Origin of the sequence: Streptomyces sp. NPDC087440 (assembly GCF_044744005.1) — a bacterium.
GTDB lineage: Bacteria > Actinomycetota > Actinomycetes > Streptomycetales > Streptomycetaceae > Streptomyces.
In genome coordinates, this window is the sequence record NZ_JBIUXN010000014.1 from 186,003 (window position 1) to 200,201 (window position 14,199).

Genomic DNA, 14,199 nt, shown 5'->3' on the forward strand with positions numbered 1-14,199 from the left:
CGGACTTGGAGGTCCGTTCTCATCGGGGGAAGCGGCTTGTCCCCCCGATGCCGCTTCCCCCGTCCCAGCTTTCTCCCGCGAGCGGTTTTCCCCACGCAGCAGTGCCCCCACGAACAACCAGAAGCCCCGGCCTCCCCCAAGGCCGGGGCTTCTGGTTTACGGTGCCGCGTCGTTACGGTCCCGCGTCGTTACGCGTCAGGGGTCACCGGCGCTTGTGCCGGCCCCCTCCCCGCCCCGACGCCAGCCGCAGCGCGGTCGCGCCGAAGCCGAAGCAGAGCAGTGCGCCGACCGCCCACAGGGCCGGGTCGCCGCCGAGCCCTCCGGCGGCGAGGGTGCCGGTGGCCGGCGCGTTCCCCGAGACGGGCTGGAGGTACTGCACCTGGGCCTGCGGACCCGGCCTGCCCTGGCCGGGCTTGTGGCCGTACCCATGGCCGTACCCGTGACCCGGCTTGTGACCGGCGCCCGTCGGCTTGCCGGGCTTGACCGGCTGCACGGGCTTCACCGGCAGGACCGGTGCCTTCCTGACGTCCAGGACCACACTCGCCCGGTCGTCGTCCACCGGCCCCGGAGTGTCGACATTGCGCGCCGTGATGGCCGCGCCGACCGACGCCCGGCCGATGCGGGCGGCCGTGGTGACGTACACCCGCGAGGCGCTGCGGCCCACCGGCAGATCGCCGACGGCCCACTTCTGCGAGGCCGCCGCCCGCCCCGCGACCAGGGTGAGGCCCGCGCCCGGGGCGATCGTCACGGACACGTCGTCGGCCTCCGCCGGGCCCTTGTTGGCGGCGGTGACGGTCACCCTGACCCGCTCGCCGACCGCGACCGAGGTCCGCTCGGCGCGCATCGTGACCCGTACGTCCGCCTTCTTGACCGCGGGCGGGACCACGACCACCGGGTTCTTCACCCGGAAGGTGACCGTCCCGGTGTCGTTGCCCGGCGTCGGGTCCACCGTGCCGAGCGAGCCCAGCGACGCGGTGACCGTGCCCTCGCCCTCGGCGGAGCCCGTCACCTCGACCTCGCGGGTCACCGACTGTCCGACGGCCAGCGCCGGGACCTTCCACTCGATCTCCCCGGCGGGGGCGAGCCCCGCACCCGGGTTGATCTTCACGACGGCGTCGGCCGCCGGGTCCGGGCCGTGGTTGGTGAAGGTGACCAGGACCTTGTGGGGCGTGCCGGCGGTGGCCTCACCGGCGGCCGTCACCTTCAGCTCCACGTCACTGTTCTGCACCGGCGGCGGCACGTCCTTCACCTGGAAGGCGATGCTCCCCCTGTCGTTGCCGGGTACGGGGTCCACCGTGCCCAGCGAGGCGACGGAGGCGTCCACCGTCTTCTCGCCCGCACTGTTCGGCGTCACCTCGACGTCCCGGGTGACGGACTGCCCGGCGGCCAGCGCCGGAACCCTCCAGTCCACGCCCGCGGCGGGCGTGAGCCCCGGCCCGGGGACGATCCGTACGACAGCGTCCGTGGCCGCGTCGGGCCCGTGGTTGGTGAAGGTGACGCGTACGGTGTGCGGCTTGCCGGTCTCCGTCGTCCCGCTCACGGAGGCCACCGTCACCTCGACGTCGCTCTTCTTCACCGGCGGCGGCACGTCCTTCACCGCGAAGGTGACCGAACCCCTGTCATTGCCCGGTACGTCGTCCACCGTGCCCAACGAGGCGAGCTGCGCCGCGACCGTGGCGGGCCCGGACGCCGACGGTGTCACCTCGACCTCCCGGGTCACGTTCTGCCCGACGGCCAGCGCCGGAATCTTCCACTCCACGTCGCCCGCCGGGTCCAGTCCCGCACCCGGGTTGATCTTCACGACGGCGTCCTTGGCCGCGTCCGGCCCGTGGTTGGTGAAGGTCACCGTGACCTTGACCGGCTTGCCGGGCTCGGCCCCGCCCGCGGGCGCGGTCACCTTCACCTCGACGTCGCTCTTCTGCACCGGCGGGGGAGCGTCCTGCGCCCGGAAGGTGACATCGCCCTTGTCGTTGGCCGGTACGGGGTCGGTCTGAGCCGAGGCGACCGTGGCGCCGAGCTGCTGCTCGCCCGCCTTCGACGGGGTCACCTCGATCTCCTGGGTGACGGACTCCCCGACGGCCAGCGCCGGAACCTTCCACTCCGTACCCCCGGCGACGGTGAGCCCGCTGCCCGGAGCGATCGTGACGACGGCGTCCTGGGCCGCGTCGGGGCCGTGGTTGGTGAGTGTGAGGGTGACCTTGTGCGGCCTGCCGGTGGTGGCGGTGCCGTCCGCGGCGGTCGCCCGCACCTCCAGGTCGCTCTTCTTCGGGGGCGGCGGCAGGTCCTTCACCGCGAAGGCCGCACTGCCCTTGTCGTTGCCCGGTACGTCGTCGGTCGTGCCCAGTGAGGTGACCGAGGCGTCGATCTTCCCCCGGCCCGCCTGCGCCGGGGTCACCTCGATCTCGTGGGTGACGGACTCCCCGACGGCCAGCGCCGGAATCTTCCACTCCACGTCGCCGCCGGGCGTGAGCCCCGTACCCGGCGTGATGGTGACGACGGCGTCCTTCGCCGGGTCGGGGCCGTGGTTGGTGAGGGTCACCGTGACCTTGTGCGGCTTCCCGGTGGTGGCGTCGCCGGGCGAGGCGACGGACACCTCCACGTCGCTCTTCTTCACCGGCTCCACCGCCGTGTCGACGACCTTGAACGGGCCCGAGGCCTTGTCGTTCGCCGCCACCTTGTCGATGGTCTCCACCGACTTCACCGCCGCGTCGACCTTCACGTCACCGGGCGCGCTGCCGGTGACCTCGATCTCTCGGGTGAGCGTCTGCCCGGCCGCGAGCGAGGGGATCTTCCAGTCGGCGGCGGGTCCGGTCAGGGTCAGCCCCGGGCCCGGCGTGATGGCGACGACCGCGTCGACGGCCGCGTCCGGGCCCTTGTTGGTGACGGTGACGGTCACCTTGTGCGGCTTGCCGGTCTCCACCTCGGGACCGGCGGGGGTGACCTTGACCTCCAGGTCGGAGTCCTTGCAGATCACGTCGTTCGGCCAGGGCGCGCAGATCGCCCTGCGCAGGTCGGGGCTGCGCATGGTGTCGCGCTGGGTCGTGCCGCCCCGGTAGTTGTCGATGGCGAACAGCATGCCGCCCTGGCTCATCCCGGACAGCTTGCGCGAGTACCAGGGCAGCCCGGGGAAGTCCGCCCCGTTGGCCCGCTCGAACGCCTCGTCCTCGGCGGCGTCCGCCGCGCTCGTCCCCGGCTTCATGTTCTTGCGGTACGCCTCGCCCAGCTCGTCGGCGCTCAACGCCTTCGTCGTGTACGAGTAGTTGAGCCCCAGACGCGGGTGCCACACCTTCGGCACCTGCATGAAATGCCGTACGGCACGGATGGATTCGGCCGGGTAGAAGGGCACCACCGAACCGGCCGCGTGCGGCTGGAGGGTGTTGTCGCTGTGGAAGTGCCCACCGCGCAGCGGCGGCGACCCGTACACCCGGTAACTGCCGTTCTTCGGCTTGTCGTCGGGGTCGGCGGGCGGCCCGTCCGCGTCACTGCGGCCCCAGGCGTCCGGCCCGTACTCCGTCATGATGTTCGGCAGCAACTGGTTCTGGTCGATGGCGAACTGACGTGCCGCCTTCGCCGCGAGCCCGGTGTTCTCCGCCCAGTCCACCGCCATGTCCTGCTGTCCCGGCAGGGTCTCCTTGCCGAGCCGTTTGAAGTCGATCCAGCCGTGCGTGAACATGTACGCGAACATCGAGCCCTCGAAGGTCGGGACCAGTTCGATGCCCTTGTACGAACGCCGCTCCCGCGACCACTTGAACCAGGCGTCCGTCGGCGCCGGATGGGTCGTCGACCCGCCCGCCTGCAACTGGACCACGAAGCCCTCGTCGGTCGGCCGGTCCCAGTGCTCGTCCTGGTGGCAGCCCTTGCCGCCCTTCGCCGGAATCTGGTCCTCCGGCTTGATCTTCTCGCGGCAGTGGGAGTCGGGGTACCAGCTGAAGAACTGGAACGGCACCTTGCCCGGCCGCTTGTCCGTCATCCAGTCCCAGTCGACCCGCTCGATGATCTTCGTGGCGAGATCGAGGACCTCCGGGTCGTCCCGGTAGTACTCGCGGATGTGCTGGACGCCCATCAGCAGGAAGCCCGAGTCGACCGTGGAGAGCTCGCCGAAGGCCCGCTTGCGCTCGCTGTTGGTCCAGTGCCAGTACAGGCCCCGATACCCGTTCTGGTCGAGGCTCTCCTCCTGGTCGGCCCCGGCCGTCTGGCCGTCGTACAGCTTGCGCAGCGTGTTCTTGACCCGGGCGAGCGCCTCCTGCCGGGTGATCCAGCCGCGCTGCTCACCGATCGCCATCGCGCTCAGGCCGTAGCCGGTGGCGGAGATGTTGATCTGCCAGAGCTTGGTCGTCTCGGACTGCCAGAGGCCGCTGGGCTCGTGGTAGTAGTCGATGAAGTACTGGAAGGCGCGCTTCTCGGCGAGCTCCAGGATGCGGTCGTCGGAGGCGGTCGCGAAGTCCTCCGGCGTCCCGTCGGTGTCGACGAACTCGATGTCGTCGACCAGGATCGTGCCCTTGCTCATCTCGGTGCCGCCGTCACCGGCCGGGTCCTCGTTGATGAGGAAGTCGACCAGCTTGTGCGGGTCGACGTCGCCGGGCGAACCGCTGTTCCAGACCGTACGGTTGGTGAAGTCCAGCGGCAGTTCGACCGTCTGCCAGGTGTCCCCGGCCGGGAACTTCTCCACGTGCCAGGCCTTCTTGCCCGCCTGGTCCTGGAGCCCGATGAACAGCTCGACCTTCTTGCCGGCCGGCCCCATCGGCTTGATCTTCAGCCGGATCCTGTCGAGCGTGACCTTCTCGTCGCCCTGGCCCTTCACGCCCCGGAAGAAGTCGTCGCGGTCCAGGTAGACGTTGCCGCCGTCGCCGCCCCACAGCTTCTCGCCGTAGTACCAGCCGCCGCCGCCCGCGAAGTCGTAGTCCAGCTTGCGGACGCCGGGCTTCCCGTCGGGTCCTGGCTGGATGTCCCAGTTGCTCTTGATGACGTCGCCGTTGATGATCCGGTGGTCGCCGAGCAGGTCGTTCTTGTTGATCTGCGGGTCGTTGGAGAGCAGCGGATAGACCACCCCCGGCCCTGCGGCGGACCGCTTCGTGCCCTCTGGCGGTGGCGGTTGGTCCGCCAGATGACCGGGGGCTGCCGCACCCAGGAGGGCGGTGCTGGTCAGCACCGCCGTCAGGGCAGCCAGAATCCGTCGCATGCTCTGCCTCTTCCGTACCTCAGGAGGGACAGGCGGGCGCCCGGCCCCGCGATCAGGCAGAACGCTAAGCGGAAAGACATACCTTTTGTCCGGATACGACCGAACGGGGGCGCGTCACTTCGGGCGACCCCGGGCCAAGCGACCCCGGACATGAGGAAAGCCCCTCCGGAATCCCGGAGGGGCTTTCTTCTGATGGCGGTAGCGGTGGGATTTGAACCCACGGATAGCTTGCACCATCACACGCTTTCGAGGCGTGCTCCTTAGGCCACTCGGACACGCTACCGAGACAGAGTCTAGTACACGCCGAGCAGTGCTCCGAAACCGATAACCACTGGCCGGGCCACCGGCCCCCGAATCACCGGTCCCGGAAGAACGCGGTCAGCTGCTCCGCGCACTCCTCCTCACGCACGCCCGCGATCACCTCGGGCCGGTGATTGAGCCGCCGGTCCCGCAGCAGGTCCCACAGGGAGCCCGCCGCCCCGGCCTTCTCGTCGCGCGCCCCGTACACGACCCGCTCCACGCGCGACTGCTGGATCGCGCCCGCGCACATCGTGCACGGCTCCAGGGTGACCACCAGCGTGCACCCGGTCAGCCGCCACTCCCCGAGCTTCGCCGCGCCCCGCCGCACCGCCAGCACCTCGGCGTGCGCGGTCGGGTCGCCGTGCAGCTCGCGCTCGTTGTGCCCGGTGGCGAGCACCTCCCCGGCCGGGGACAGCAGGACGGCGCCGACCGGCACATCGCCGGACCGGGCCGCCGCTGCCGCCTCGGACAGGGCGAGCGTCATGGCCGTACGCCAGGGATCCCGTACGGGATCGTGAACAGGGGCGGGTACTTCCTGGATCACTAGCGCACGGCCTCCAGGATCTCCGCGGCCCCCAGCGCCTCGGCGATCGTGGACAGCGCGTCGCTGTCGAGGGCGAGCAGCTCCTTCTCCGACAGGCCCAGGTCGGCCAGGATCAGCCGGTCCCCGGCCGGGCCCGCGACCGCGGGACCCCCCTGGGCCGGCACGAGCGCGACGGCGGCCCCGGACTCCTCGTCGGCGAGGTCGTCGGGGTCCCCCGGCTCGCTCTCACCGTCCTCGGTGCCGTCGAGGTCCAGCGCTTCCAGGTCGGCCTCGACGTCGTCGTCGGAGCCGAGCAGCTCGTCGGTGAGGATCTCTCCGTACGAGGAACGGGCGGCCGCGGCTGCGTCGGAGACGTAGATCCGCGGGTCCTCCAGTTCCTCGACGCGGACGACGCCGAACCAGGCGTCCTCCTGCTCGATGAAGACGAGCACCATGTCGTCGTCCACCGAGCCCTCGCGGGCAAGTTCGACGAGGTCCGCAAGGGACTCCACGTCGTCGAGCTCCGTGTCGCTCGCTTCCCATCCGTCTTCGGTGCGCGCGAGCAGTGCGGCGAAGTACACCGTGACTCTCCCACTGGTCAGAGGTGACGATTCAGCGGTGCTCAAGAGGCCCCGCCCAATCGGAATCGTGACAGAAACCAGTCCCGAGCGGGATGTCTTCCGCTCTTGCGTCGTGCATCAGTCCGGTGGGTGACCTGTTCGCCGGGCACTTCGGGCCAGTCGTGGGACTACCAGCGGAAGGTCCGCATCCGCATCTGCTGGCGCATTCTGGCCGCCCTGGCCCGCCTCGGCTGGACCCGGTCGCGCAGCTCCTTGGCCTCGTTGAGTTCCCGCAGGAACTGGGCGCGTCGCCGCCTCCTGGCCGCGTCGGACTCTTGCGCCCGCTGCTCGTCCGAGAGCTGCTCGGCGTGGAGAGTGTCCTGTTCTGGCTGCTGCGTCATCGGCCCGCACCGTCCTGATGAGACGTATTTGGTACGTCTTCACCTTCCCTCGGGTCGCGGTGATGATGCGAGCCGGAACGCAGGTCGGAGCGGAGCGGGGGCGTGCGCGGGGGAGCAGGGGCCCGGCACGCCCGGTTACTGTGGAAACATGCGGATACACGTCGTCGACCACCCGCTGGTGGCGCACAAACTCACCACGCTGCGCGACAAGCGCACCGATTCCCCCACCTTCCGGCGCCTCGCCGACGAGCTGGTCACCCTGCTCGCGTACGAGGCCACCCGGGACGTGCGCACCGAGCAGGTCGACATCGAGACCCCGGTCACCCCGACCACGGGCGTCAAGCTGTCCTACCCGCGCCCCCTGGTCGTCCCGATCCTGCGGGCCGGTCTCGGCATGCTCGACGGCATGGTCCGGCTGCTGCCGACCGCCGAAGTGGGCTTCCTCGGCATGATCCGCAACGAGGAGACCCTCCAGGCGGAGACGTACGCCACCCGGATGCCCGAGGACCTCTCCGGCCGCCAGGTCTACGTCCTCGACCCGATGCTGGCGACCGGCGGCACGCTGGTGGCGGCCATCCAGGAGCTCATCAAGCGCGGTGCGGACGACGTCACCGCCGTGGTGCTGCTGGCCGCGCCGGAGGGCGTGGAGGTCATGGAGCGCGAGCTGGCGGGCACGCCGGTGACGGTCGTGACGGCCTCGGTCGACGAGCGCCTCAACGAGAACGGCTACATCGTGCCGGGCCTGGGCGACGCGGGCGACCGCATGTACGGCACCGCGGAGTAGTACTCAGCGGGCTTTCAGCACGTGTCGCCGGAGGGCGCGGGGGCGGGCCTGGTCAGCGCGACCAGGGCCGCGTCCGCGTCCTTCTTGGCGTCCAGGGACTTGAAGGCGTCGCCGATGATCAGGTCGACCTCCTGGGTGCCCCGGGCGTCGGCCTTCTTCTCGGCGGCCTTGAGCTGCGTGCCGAGGACCGGAAGCTGGGATTGAAGGGACTTCGGGGCGCCGACCAGCAGGGCGGCGGCCTTCACCTTCTTGTCGTACTCCTTGGGCGCGTTCTCCGTCTTGACCACGGTGAAGCCGCGCTTCTTCAGCTCGTCGCCGACCTGCTTGGCGAGGCCGCCGCGGGCGGTCGCGTTGTAGACGTTGACCTTGACGGCGGCGGGCTTCGGCAGCTTCGCCGCGTCCTTGGCGGGGACCGCGGCGCCGGTCGCCGCGGGCTTGCAGTCGGGCTTCTTGCCGCCCGCCACGGCCTTCTTCTCGCCACCGGTGAAGACGTCGATGAGCTGCATCGTTCCCCACCCGGCCAGGCTGAGCGCGACGACGGCCGCGACGGCCAGGAGGGCGATCCGGCGACGGCGGTGGGGACGGCGCATCCGGGGATAGGCGTTACCCGTGATGCGGTACTTTCCGCCCATGCCGGGGGGAGTCAGCATGCTCATGGGCGCAGCGTAGTGCCGTCCGGAGCGGATGCGTACTAAATGATCAACGAATGGGTCAATGACCGACCCAAAAGGGCCAATGGGACACCCGAGTGCCGTGGCAGATGCCGCACGGGGCCGGAGGCCCCCCGGGAAGTCCCTTGTGCGTCAGCCCAGTTCGAGGACGCGGGCGTGCAGCACCTGGCGCTGCTGGAGCGCGGCGCGGACCGCGCGGTGCAGTCCGTCCTCCAGATACAGGTCGCCCTGCCACTTCACGACGTGCGCGAAGAGGTCGCCGTAGAAGGTGGAGTCCTCGGCGAGGAGGGTCTCCAGGTCCAGCTGGCCCTTGGTGGTGACGAGCTGATCGAGGCGGACCGGGCGCGGCGCGACATCCGCCCACTGCCGGGTGCTTTCCCGGCCGTGGTCGGGATACGGCCGGCCGTTTCCGATGCGCTTGAAGATCACACGGAAAGCCTACCGGGGAAGGTGCTCCGGGCGCAGCCATGAGGGAGGGATGCAAAGGTCGTATTCAGCGCCAGAACGGGAGCAAACGATGAGCGGAAGTACCCCCTCCGGTGACATGGGCAGTGCTGCGGCCTCTTCGGAGTCCGCTTTGGGCCCCGAGGCGGCGGCGATCGCGGGCGGGTACGCCTTCACGGGCCCCGCGCTGGACCTCGGCGCACTGCTCTGGGACGGCGACTGCCTCCCCGGGGCGCAGATCCGCATCCCCCTGGCCATGCTGAACCGGCACGGGCTGGTCGCGGGCGCGACCGGCACGGGAAAGACCAAGACCCTCCAGCTCATCGCCGAACAGCTCTCGGCCCAGGGCGTGCCGGTCTTCCTGGCCGACATCAAGGGCGACGTGTCGGGCATCAGCGCGCCGGGCGAGGAGAACGAGAAGGTACGGGAGCGGGCGGCGGCCGTCGGCCAGGAGTGGGTGGGGACGGGCCATCCGTGCGAGTTCTACGCGCTGGGCGGCATCGGCCCGGGGATTCCGCTGCGGGCGACGGTGACCAGCTTCGGCCCGGTCCTGCTCTCGAAGGTCCTCCAGCTCAACCAGACCCAGGAGCAGTCGCTCGGCCTGATCTTTCACTACGCCGACGCGAAAGGGCTGGAACTCGTCGATCTGAAGGACCTGCGGGCGGTCGTCGCGTTCCTGGTGTCGGACCTCGGCAAGCCCGAGCTGAAGGGCATCGGCGGCCTCTCGACGGTCACGGCGGGGGTCATCCTGCGCGCCCTGACCGCGTTCGAGCAGCAGGGCGCGGGTGAGTTCTTCGGCGAGCCCGAGTTCGACACGAGCGAGCTGATGCGGCAGGCACCGGACGGGCGGGGGCTGGTGTCCGTACTGGAGCTGGCAGCCGTCCAGCGCAGTCCGCAGCTCTTCTCGACCTTCCTGATGTGGCTGCTGGCCGACCTCTTCCACGACCTGCCCGAGGTCGGCGACCTGGACCGGCCGAAGCTGGTCTTCTTCTTCGACGAGGCGCATCTGCTCTTCAACGGGGCGTCGAAGGCCTTCCTGGAGTCGATCACGCAGACCGTCCGGCTGATTCGCTCGAAGGGGGTCGGCGTCTTCTTCGTGACGCAGACCCCCAAGGACGTCCCGGCGGACGTCCTCGCCCAGCTCGGCAACCGGGTCCAGCACGCGCTGCGGGCCTTCACGCCGGACGACGCGAAGGCCCTGAAGGCGACGGTGAAGACCTTCCCGAACTCCCCGTACGACCTGGAGGAGGTCCTGACGGGGCTCGGCACCGGCGAGGCGGTGATCACGGTACTCAGCGAGAAGGGCGCGCCCACCCCGGTCGCGGCGACCCGCCTGCGGGCACCGCAGTCGCTGATGGGGCCCGTGGGGGACGAAGCGCTCGACCGTGCCGTCAAGTCCTCGCTGCTGTACGGGCGCTACGCGGAGGCGATCGACCGCGAGTCGGCCTACGAGAAGCTCCAGGCGCCGGAGGCGGTGGCCCCACCCGCCTCGGCCCCCGCCCCGGAGCGGGACGACCCCTCCCTGATCGAGCAGGTGGTGGGCAGCGGGATGTTCAAGTCCCTGGCCCGCTCGATCGGGACGCAGCTGGGGCGGGAGATCAGCCGCTCCATCTTCGGCACGTCCCGCAGGAGGCGGTGAGCTCGGGGGCCGGTTCGCGGGTCAGGACGTCGGGGTGCCCGGGACGCGGCGGTTGCCGCCGTTGCGGGACTGCCAGTCGCGGTAGACGTCGACCGCGGCCTCGCGGGAGTCGTGGCGCATCGGCAGCCGCCGGTCCTGCCACGGCTTGGCGAACTCCTCGTAGAAGGTGCCGAGTTCGAAGTACTTGCGGTCGTCCACGTAGTGCGGCTCGTACTCCTCGCGCGTGGTGAGGAAGACGACCTCGGCGGGCGAGCAGTAGTAGAGCGAGCCGAGCCACATCGGGCAGGGGTGCGCGAGGACGTAGATCGTGCAGTCGGTGAGGTGTTCCGTGCCGAGCTTTGTGCAGGCGTCCCGGATGGCGAGGATCTCGGCGTGGGCCGTCGGGTCGCCGGTCTGGGCCACCTTGTTGCCGCTCTCGGCGACGATCTCGCCGTCGCGGACGATGACGGTGGCGAAGGGGCGGCCGCCCTCCTCCACGTTGGCGCGGGCGATGTCGATGGTGCGCTGGGCGAAGTCCATGTGCGGTGCCTTTCGGGGGAGTTGGATGGGAGGCCGGGGTGGGGGATGTTTCACGTGAAACATCCCCTACCCCCCCTTCCGTACTAGAACGGCTTCGTGGGGAGGTACTTGCCGTCCAGCGTGATGACGGCCCGCTCGCCGCCCTCCGGGTCCGCGACCTTCTTCACGTCCAGCTTGAAGTTGATCGCCGAGATGATGCCGTCGCCGAACTCCTCGTGGACCAGGGCCTTCAGCGTGGTGCCGTAGACCTGGAGCATCTCGTAGAAGCGGTAGATGGTCGGGTCGGTGGGGATGCCGCCGTTGCCGACGATGCTGCCGCGCATCGGGACGGTCTGGAGGAGGAGTACGGCGTCGTCGTCCAGGCCGAGCAGGTCGGCGACCGTGCGGGCGGCGTCGGCCGGGAGCGGGTGCTGGCCGAGCAGGGCGGCGGTGACGAAAGCGACCGAGAGGCCGGTGGGCTCGGCGATCTCCTTCCAGGACAGGTCACGGCGGGTCTTGGCCTCGATGGCGGCGACGGTGAGCTGCTGGCGGGAGTTCTGGTCGGCCTGGGCGTGGAGGTTGTTCATGGGGGAGTTCCTTCTTCTGTGCGTACGTGAGGGGGGTGGGGGGTCAGGCGGACAGTTCGGCGGTGCGGCCCGTCGCCGTGTCGAGGGTTTCGATGCGGCCGGAGCCGATGTCGTAGACCCAGCCGTGCAGGGAGACCTCGTCGCGGGCCAGGGCGCGGGCCACCGAGGGGTGGGTGCGCAGGTTGGTGAGCTGGGCGGCGACGTTGAAGCGGATCAGCGTGGCGATGCGCTCGTCTCCCTGGTGGGAGGGGGTGAGCAGGGCCCGCGAGGCGTCCGCGTGCCGCAGCCAGTCCGCGGTGGCGGGGAGCTGCGACATGTCGGTGCCGGAGGCGAGGGCGGTCATCGCGCCGCACTCCGAGTGGCCGCAGACGATGATGTCGGCGACGCCGAGGGCGTTCACCGCGTACTCGATGCTGGCGGCGATGCCGTCCGCGCCCTGGCCGTACGGCGGAACGAGGTTGCCTGCCGTACGGATGACGAACAGCTCGCCCGGCTCGCGCTGGGTGATCAGCTCGGGGACGACCCGGGCGTCCGAACAGCCGATGAACAGGGCGTTCGGGGTGTGGGTGGTGGCCAGTCGCTGGAAGAGCTCGGCTCTGGGCGGGAAGGCCTCGCGCCGGAAGCGCTCGAATCCTGCTGCGATCTCCTGCATGGGACCACTCCTTGCGACTGGGGGGGGGCGAGGCCCGCTCGGTGGGCTCGCTGTCCGACGTGTTCCACCATGCATGAGCTGGACCTATAGCGTCTAAGAGTTGCTGTCGCTGTCAGCTATAGATGTGGTCTATGGTCGAGGCATGCCCGCTCTGGAACTCCGCCACCTCCGCTATCTCCTCGCCGTCGCCGAGCACGCGAACTTCACCCGCGCCGCCGAGGAGCTGCACATCTCGCAGCCCACGCTCTCCCAGCAGGTCAAGCAGCTGGAGCGGGCGCTGAAGGTGCAGTTGCTGGACCGCTCGGGCCGCTCGGTGCGGCTCACGGACGCGGGAGAGGTGTACGTGGCGTACGCGCGCCGGGCCCTCACCGATCTGGCGGCGGGCGAGCGCGCGGTACTGGACGTGGGGGACCTGTCGCGCGGCACGCTGCGGGTGGCGATGACGCCGACCTTCACGACGTACCTGATGGGGCCGCTGGTCGCGGACTTCCACGCGCGGTGTCCGGGGATCTCGCTGGAGGTGCGGGAGATGACGCAGGCCCGTATGGAGGCCGAGCTCCTCGACGACCGGATCGACGTCGGGATCGCCTTCCTGGGGGAGCACGCGGCGGGCGTGACGGCGCGGCCCCTGTTCGAGGAGGGGCTGGCGCTCGTGGTGGGGGCGGGTGGGCATCCGTACGCCGAGAGAGGGGGCGCGGTGCCGCTGGAGGAGCTGGGGGGCGCCCGGCTCGCGCTGCTCAGTGAGGACTTCGCGACGCGGCGGCAGCTGGACGCGTACTTCGAGGGGCACGGGGTGCGGCCGGTCGTCGCGGTCGAGGCGAACTCGCTGAGTGTGCTGGTCGAGGTGGTCGGTGGGGGTGGGGGTGAGGTGGCGACGGTGCTGCCGGAGCCGCTGGCGGTGAGGGACGGACGGCTGCGGCGGGTGCCGGTCGAGCCTGCGCTGCCGTCGCGGACGGCGGCGTTGCTGGGGCGGGAGGCGGCGTACCGGAGTGCGGCGGGGAGGGCGTTCGAGGAGACGGTGGTGGGGTGGGTGGGGGAAAGGGGGTACGGGGTGGCTTAGCGGGGGTGGGGCTTGGCCGGGAGTGGGGTGGGCCGGGGCCCCTTGGGCGTTCGTCCGGCGTGATGGCTGCCCGGAGGGCATGCCATTCAGGGGCGCGGGGAACTGCGCGAGCAACCACACTCAAGCCGCGCGGCAGGGAGCTCCAGGTGAAGGGGCAGGGCTGGGCGGAGCCCGAGGGTGGTCAGGCCACGGAGGCTGATACCGGGGCGGGGGACGGGTCCTGAGGGGCGGGGCGGGAGTTCTGCCAGGGGTAGCCGTGGGTGCGGAGAGCCGTGCTCAGCGCGTGGCGGGACGCCTGGCGGGGGCCGCGGGACAGCTCGCGACCGGCCGCGTCCCGTACGACGAGGTCCCGGCCGTCGAGGTACACGGCCGCCACGTCCGCCCGGGCCAGCCGCTTGGCCTTCTTGCCGTCGCGCGGTTCGATGACCAGCGCGTCCCCGGTCACGGTCAGCCGGGTCGCGTCCGCCACCGCGACGTACGCCGCGAGCAGTCCGAGCAGCGTGGCCGCGAACGCGCACAGCGCGATCTGCCAGGGCTGCTCCAGGCCGCCGAGCGCCCCGAAGAGGCGGCGCAGCGGGCCGGTCGCCGAGCCGTCGACCCAGCGGGCGAGCGGCGGCAGCAGGAATCCGATGCCGAGCCCGACGGCCGGGAAGCCGACGAGGATGCGCAGGAGGCGGGTGCGGGAGTATCCCAACACCGTTGAGTCCGATGGGTGGTTGTGGCTCATTTCGGCTCCCCCGTGGGTGGGCGATGGTCGTGCCCGTTCGAGTTTTGAGCGTAGCCAATCGGGGAAGCGGTGGGCGTCAGCCGATGGGTGGGCAGTTGGCGACGTCGGTGTCCGACGCAGGACGGAGAGGCGTCCTCCTTTGTGCGTACGAGGCGCACGTACGAGGCGTACGTC

Annotated in this window: 13 protein-coding genes and 1 tRNA gene; 3 read left to right on the forward strand and 11 right to left on the reverse strand. The window is 70.7% G+C overall.

Annotated elements, in window-relative coordinates:
* Window positions 1–202 precede the first annotated feature (202 nt).
* The 5 genes from ACIO3O_RS26305 to ACIO3O_RS26325 form a co-directional block, all read right to left on the reverse strand.
* On the reverse strand, window positions 203–5,179 hold the full coding sequence (locus ACIO3O_RS26305) for a CARDB domain-containing protein (RefSeq protein ID WP_401749863.1): 4,977 nt from the start codon (window positions 5,177–5,179) through the stop codon (window positions 203–205).
* 193 nt (window positions 5,180–5,372) lie between these two features.
* Window positions 5,373–5,462 (reverse strand) — tRNA-Ser (locus ACIO3O_RS26310).
* 72 nt (window positions 5,463–5,534) lie between these two features.
* Entirely contained in the window at window positions 5,535–5,963 is a 429-nt protein-coding gene (gene tadA / locus ACIO3O_RS26315; RefSeq protein WP_401749865.1) for a tRNA adenosine(34) deaminase TadA, read from the reverse strand.
* A gap of 59 nt (window positions 5,964–6,022) precedes the next feature.
* The gene (locus tag ACIO3O_RS26320; protein WP_401749867.1) at window positions 6,023–6,583 is read right to left on the reverse strand and encodes a hypothetical protein; all 561 of its coding nucleotides are present in this window, start codon (window positions 6,581–6,583) and stop codon (window positions 6,023–6,025) included.
* A 167-nt stretch (window positions 6,584–6,750) separates the two neighbouring features.
* The gene (locus ACIO3O_RS26325; protein ID WP_266651704.1) at window positions 6,751–6,963 is read right to left on the reverse strand and encodes a hypothetical protein; all 213 of its coding nucleotides are present in this window, start codon (window positions 6,961–6,963) and stop codon (window positions 6,751–6,753) included.
* A gap of 148 nt (window positions 6,964–7,111) precedes the next feature.
* Between ACIO3O_RS26325 and upp the strand changes: the two genes are divergently transcribed.
* Complete coding sequence (gene upp, locus ACIO3O_RS26330) at window positions 7,112–7,747, forward strand: uracil phosphoribosyltransferase (protein WP_189822642.1); 636 nt, start codon at window positions 7,112–7,114, stop codon at window positions 7,745–7,747.
* Window positions 7,748–7,761: 14 nt separating this feature from the next.
* Here upp and ACIO3O_RS26335 read toward each other — a convergent pair whose 3' ends face one another.
* The gene (locus ACIO3O_RS26335; protein WP_401749870.1) at window positions 7,762–8,403 is read right to left on the reverse strand and encodes a LytR C-terminal domain-containing protein; all 642 of its coding nucleotides are present in this window, start codon (window positions 8,401–8,403) and stop codon (window positions 7,762–7,764) included.
* A gap of 147 nt (window positions 8,404–8,550) precedes the next feature.
* Window positions 8,551–8,847: a type II toxin-antitoxin system VapB family antitoxin gene (locus ACIO3O_RS26340; RefSeq protein ID WP_003955420.1), complete on the reverse strand. Its 297-nt coding sequence runs from the start codon at window positions 8,845–8,847 to the stop codon at window positions 8,551–8,553.
* A 115-nt stretch (window positions 8,848–8,962) separates the two neighbouring features.
* Between ACIO3O_RS26340 and ACIO3O_RS26345 the strand changes: the two genes are divergently transcribed.
* Window positions 8,963–10,501: a helicase HerA-like domain-containing protein gene (locus ACIO3O_RS26345; RefSeq protein ID WP_401750019.1), complete on the forward strand. Its 1,539-nt coding sequence runs from the start codon at window positions 8,963–8,965 to the stop codon at window positions 10,499–10,501.
* A gap of 21 nt (window positions 10,502–10,522) precedes the next feature.
* Here the strand turns inward: ACIO3O_RS26345 and ACIO3O_RS26350 are convergent, their stop codons facing one another.
* The 3 genes from ACIO3O_RS26350 to ACIO3O_RS26360 form a co-directional block, all read right to left on the reverse strand.
* Entirely contained in the window at window positions 10,523–11,020 is a 498-nt protein-coding gene (locus ACIO3O_RS26350) for a nucleoside deaminase (protein ID WP_401749871.1), read from the reverse strand.
* A gap of 83 nt (window positions 11,021–11,103) precedes the next feature.
* Window positions 11,104–11,586 carry a cyanase gene (gene cynS / locus ACIO3O_RS26355; protein WP_401749873.1) on the reverse strand — a complete coding sequence of 161 codons (483 nt, stop codon included), beginning with the start codon at window positions 11,584–11,586 and terminating at the stop codon, window positions 11,104–11,106.
* A 43-nt stretch (window positions 11,587–11,629) separates the two neighbouring features.
* On the reverse strand, window positions 11,630–12,238 hold the full coding sequence (locus ACIO3O_RS26360; RefSeq protein WP_401749875.1) for a carbonic anhydrase: 609 nt from the start codon (window positions 12,236–12,238) through the stop codon (window positions 11,630–11,632).
* A 142-nt stretch (window positions 12,239–12,380) separates the two neighbouring features.
* On the opposite strand from ACIO3O_RS26360, the gene cynR reads away from it, so the two are divergent.
* Entirely contained in the window at window positions 12,381–13,298 is a 918-nt protein-coding gene (gene cynR / locus ACIO3O_RS26365; protein WP_401749877.1) for a transcriptional regulator CynR, read from the forward strand.
* Window positions 13,299–13,479: 181 nt separating this feature from the next.
* On the opposite strand, the gene ACIO3O_RS26370 is transcribed toward cynR, so the two are convergent.
* Entirely contained in the window at window positions 13,480–14,025 is a 546-nt protein-coding gene (locus ACIO3O_RS26370; RefSeq protein ID WP_401749879.1) for a hypothetical protein, read from the reverse strand.
* Window positions 14,026–14,199 lie beyond the last annotated feature (174 nt).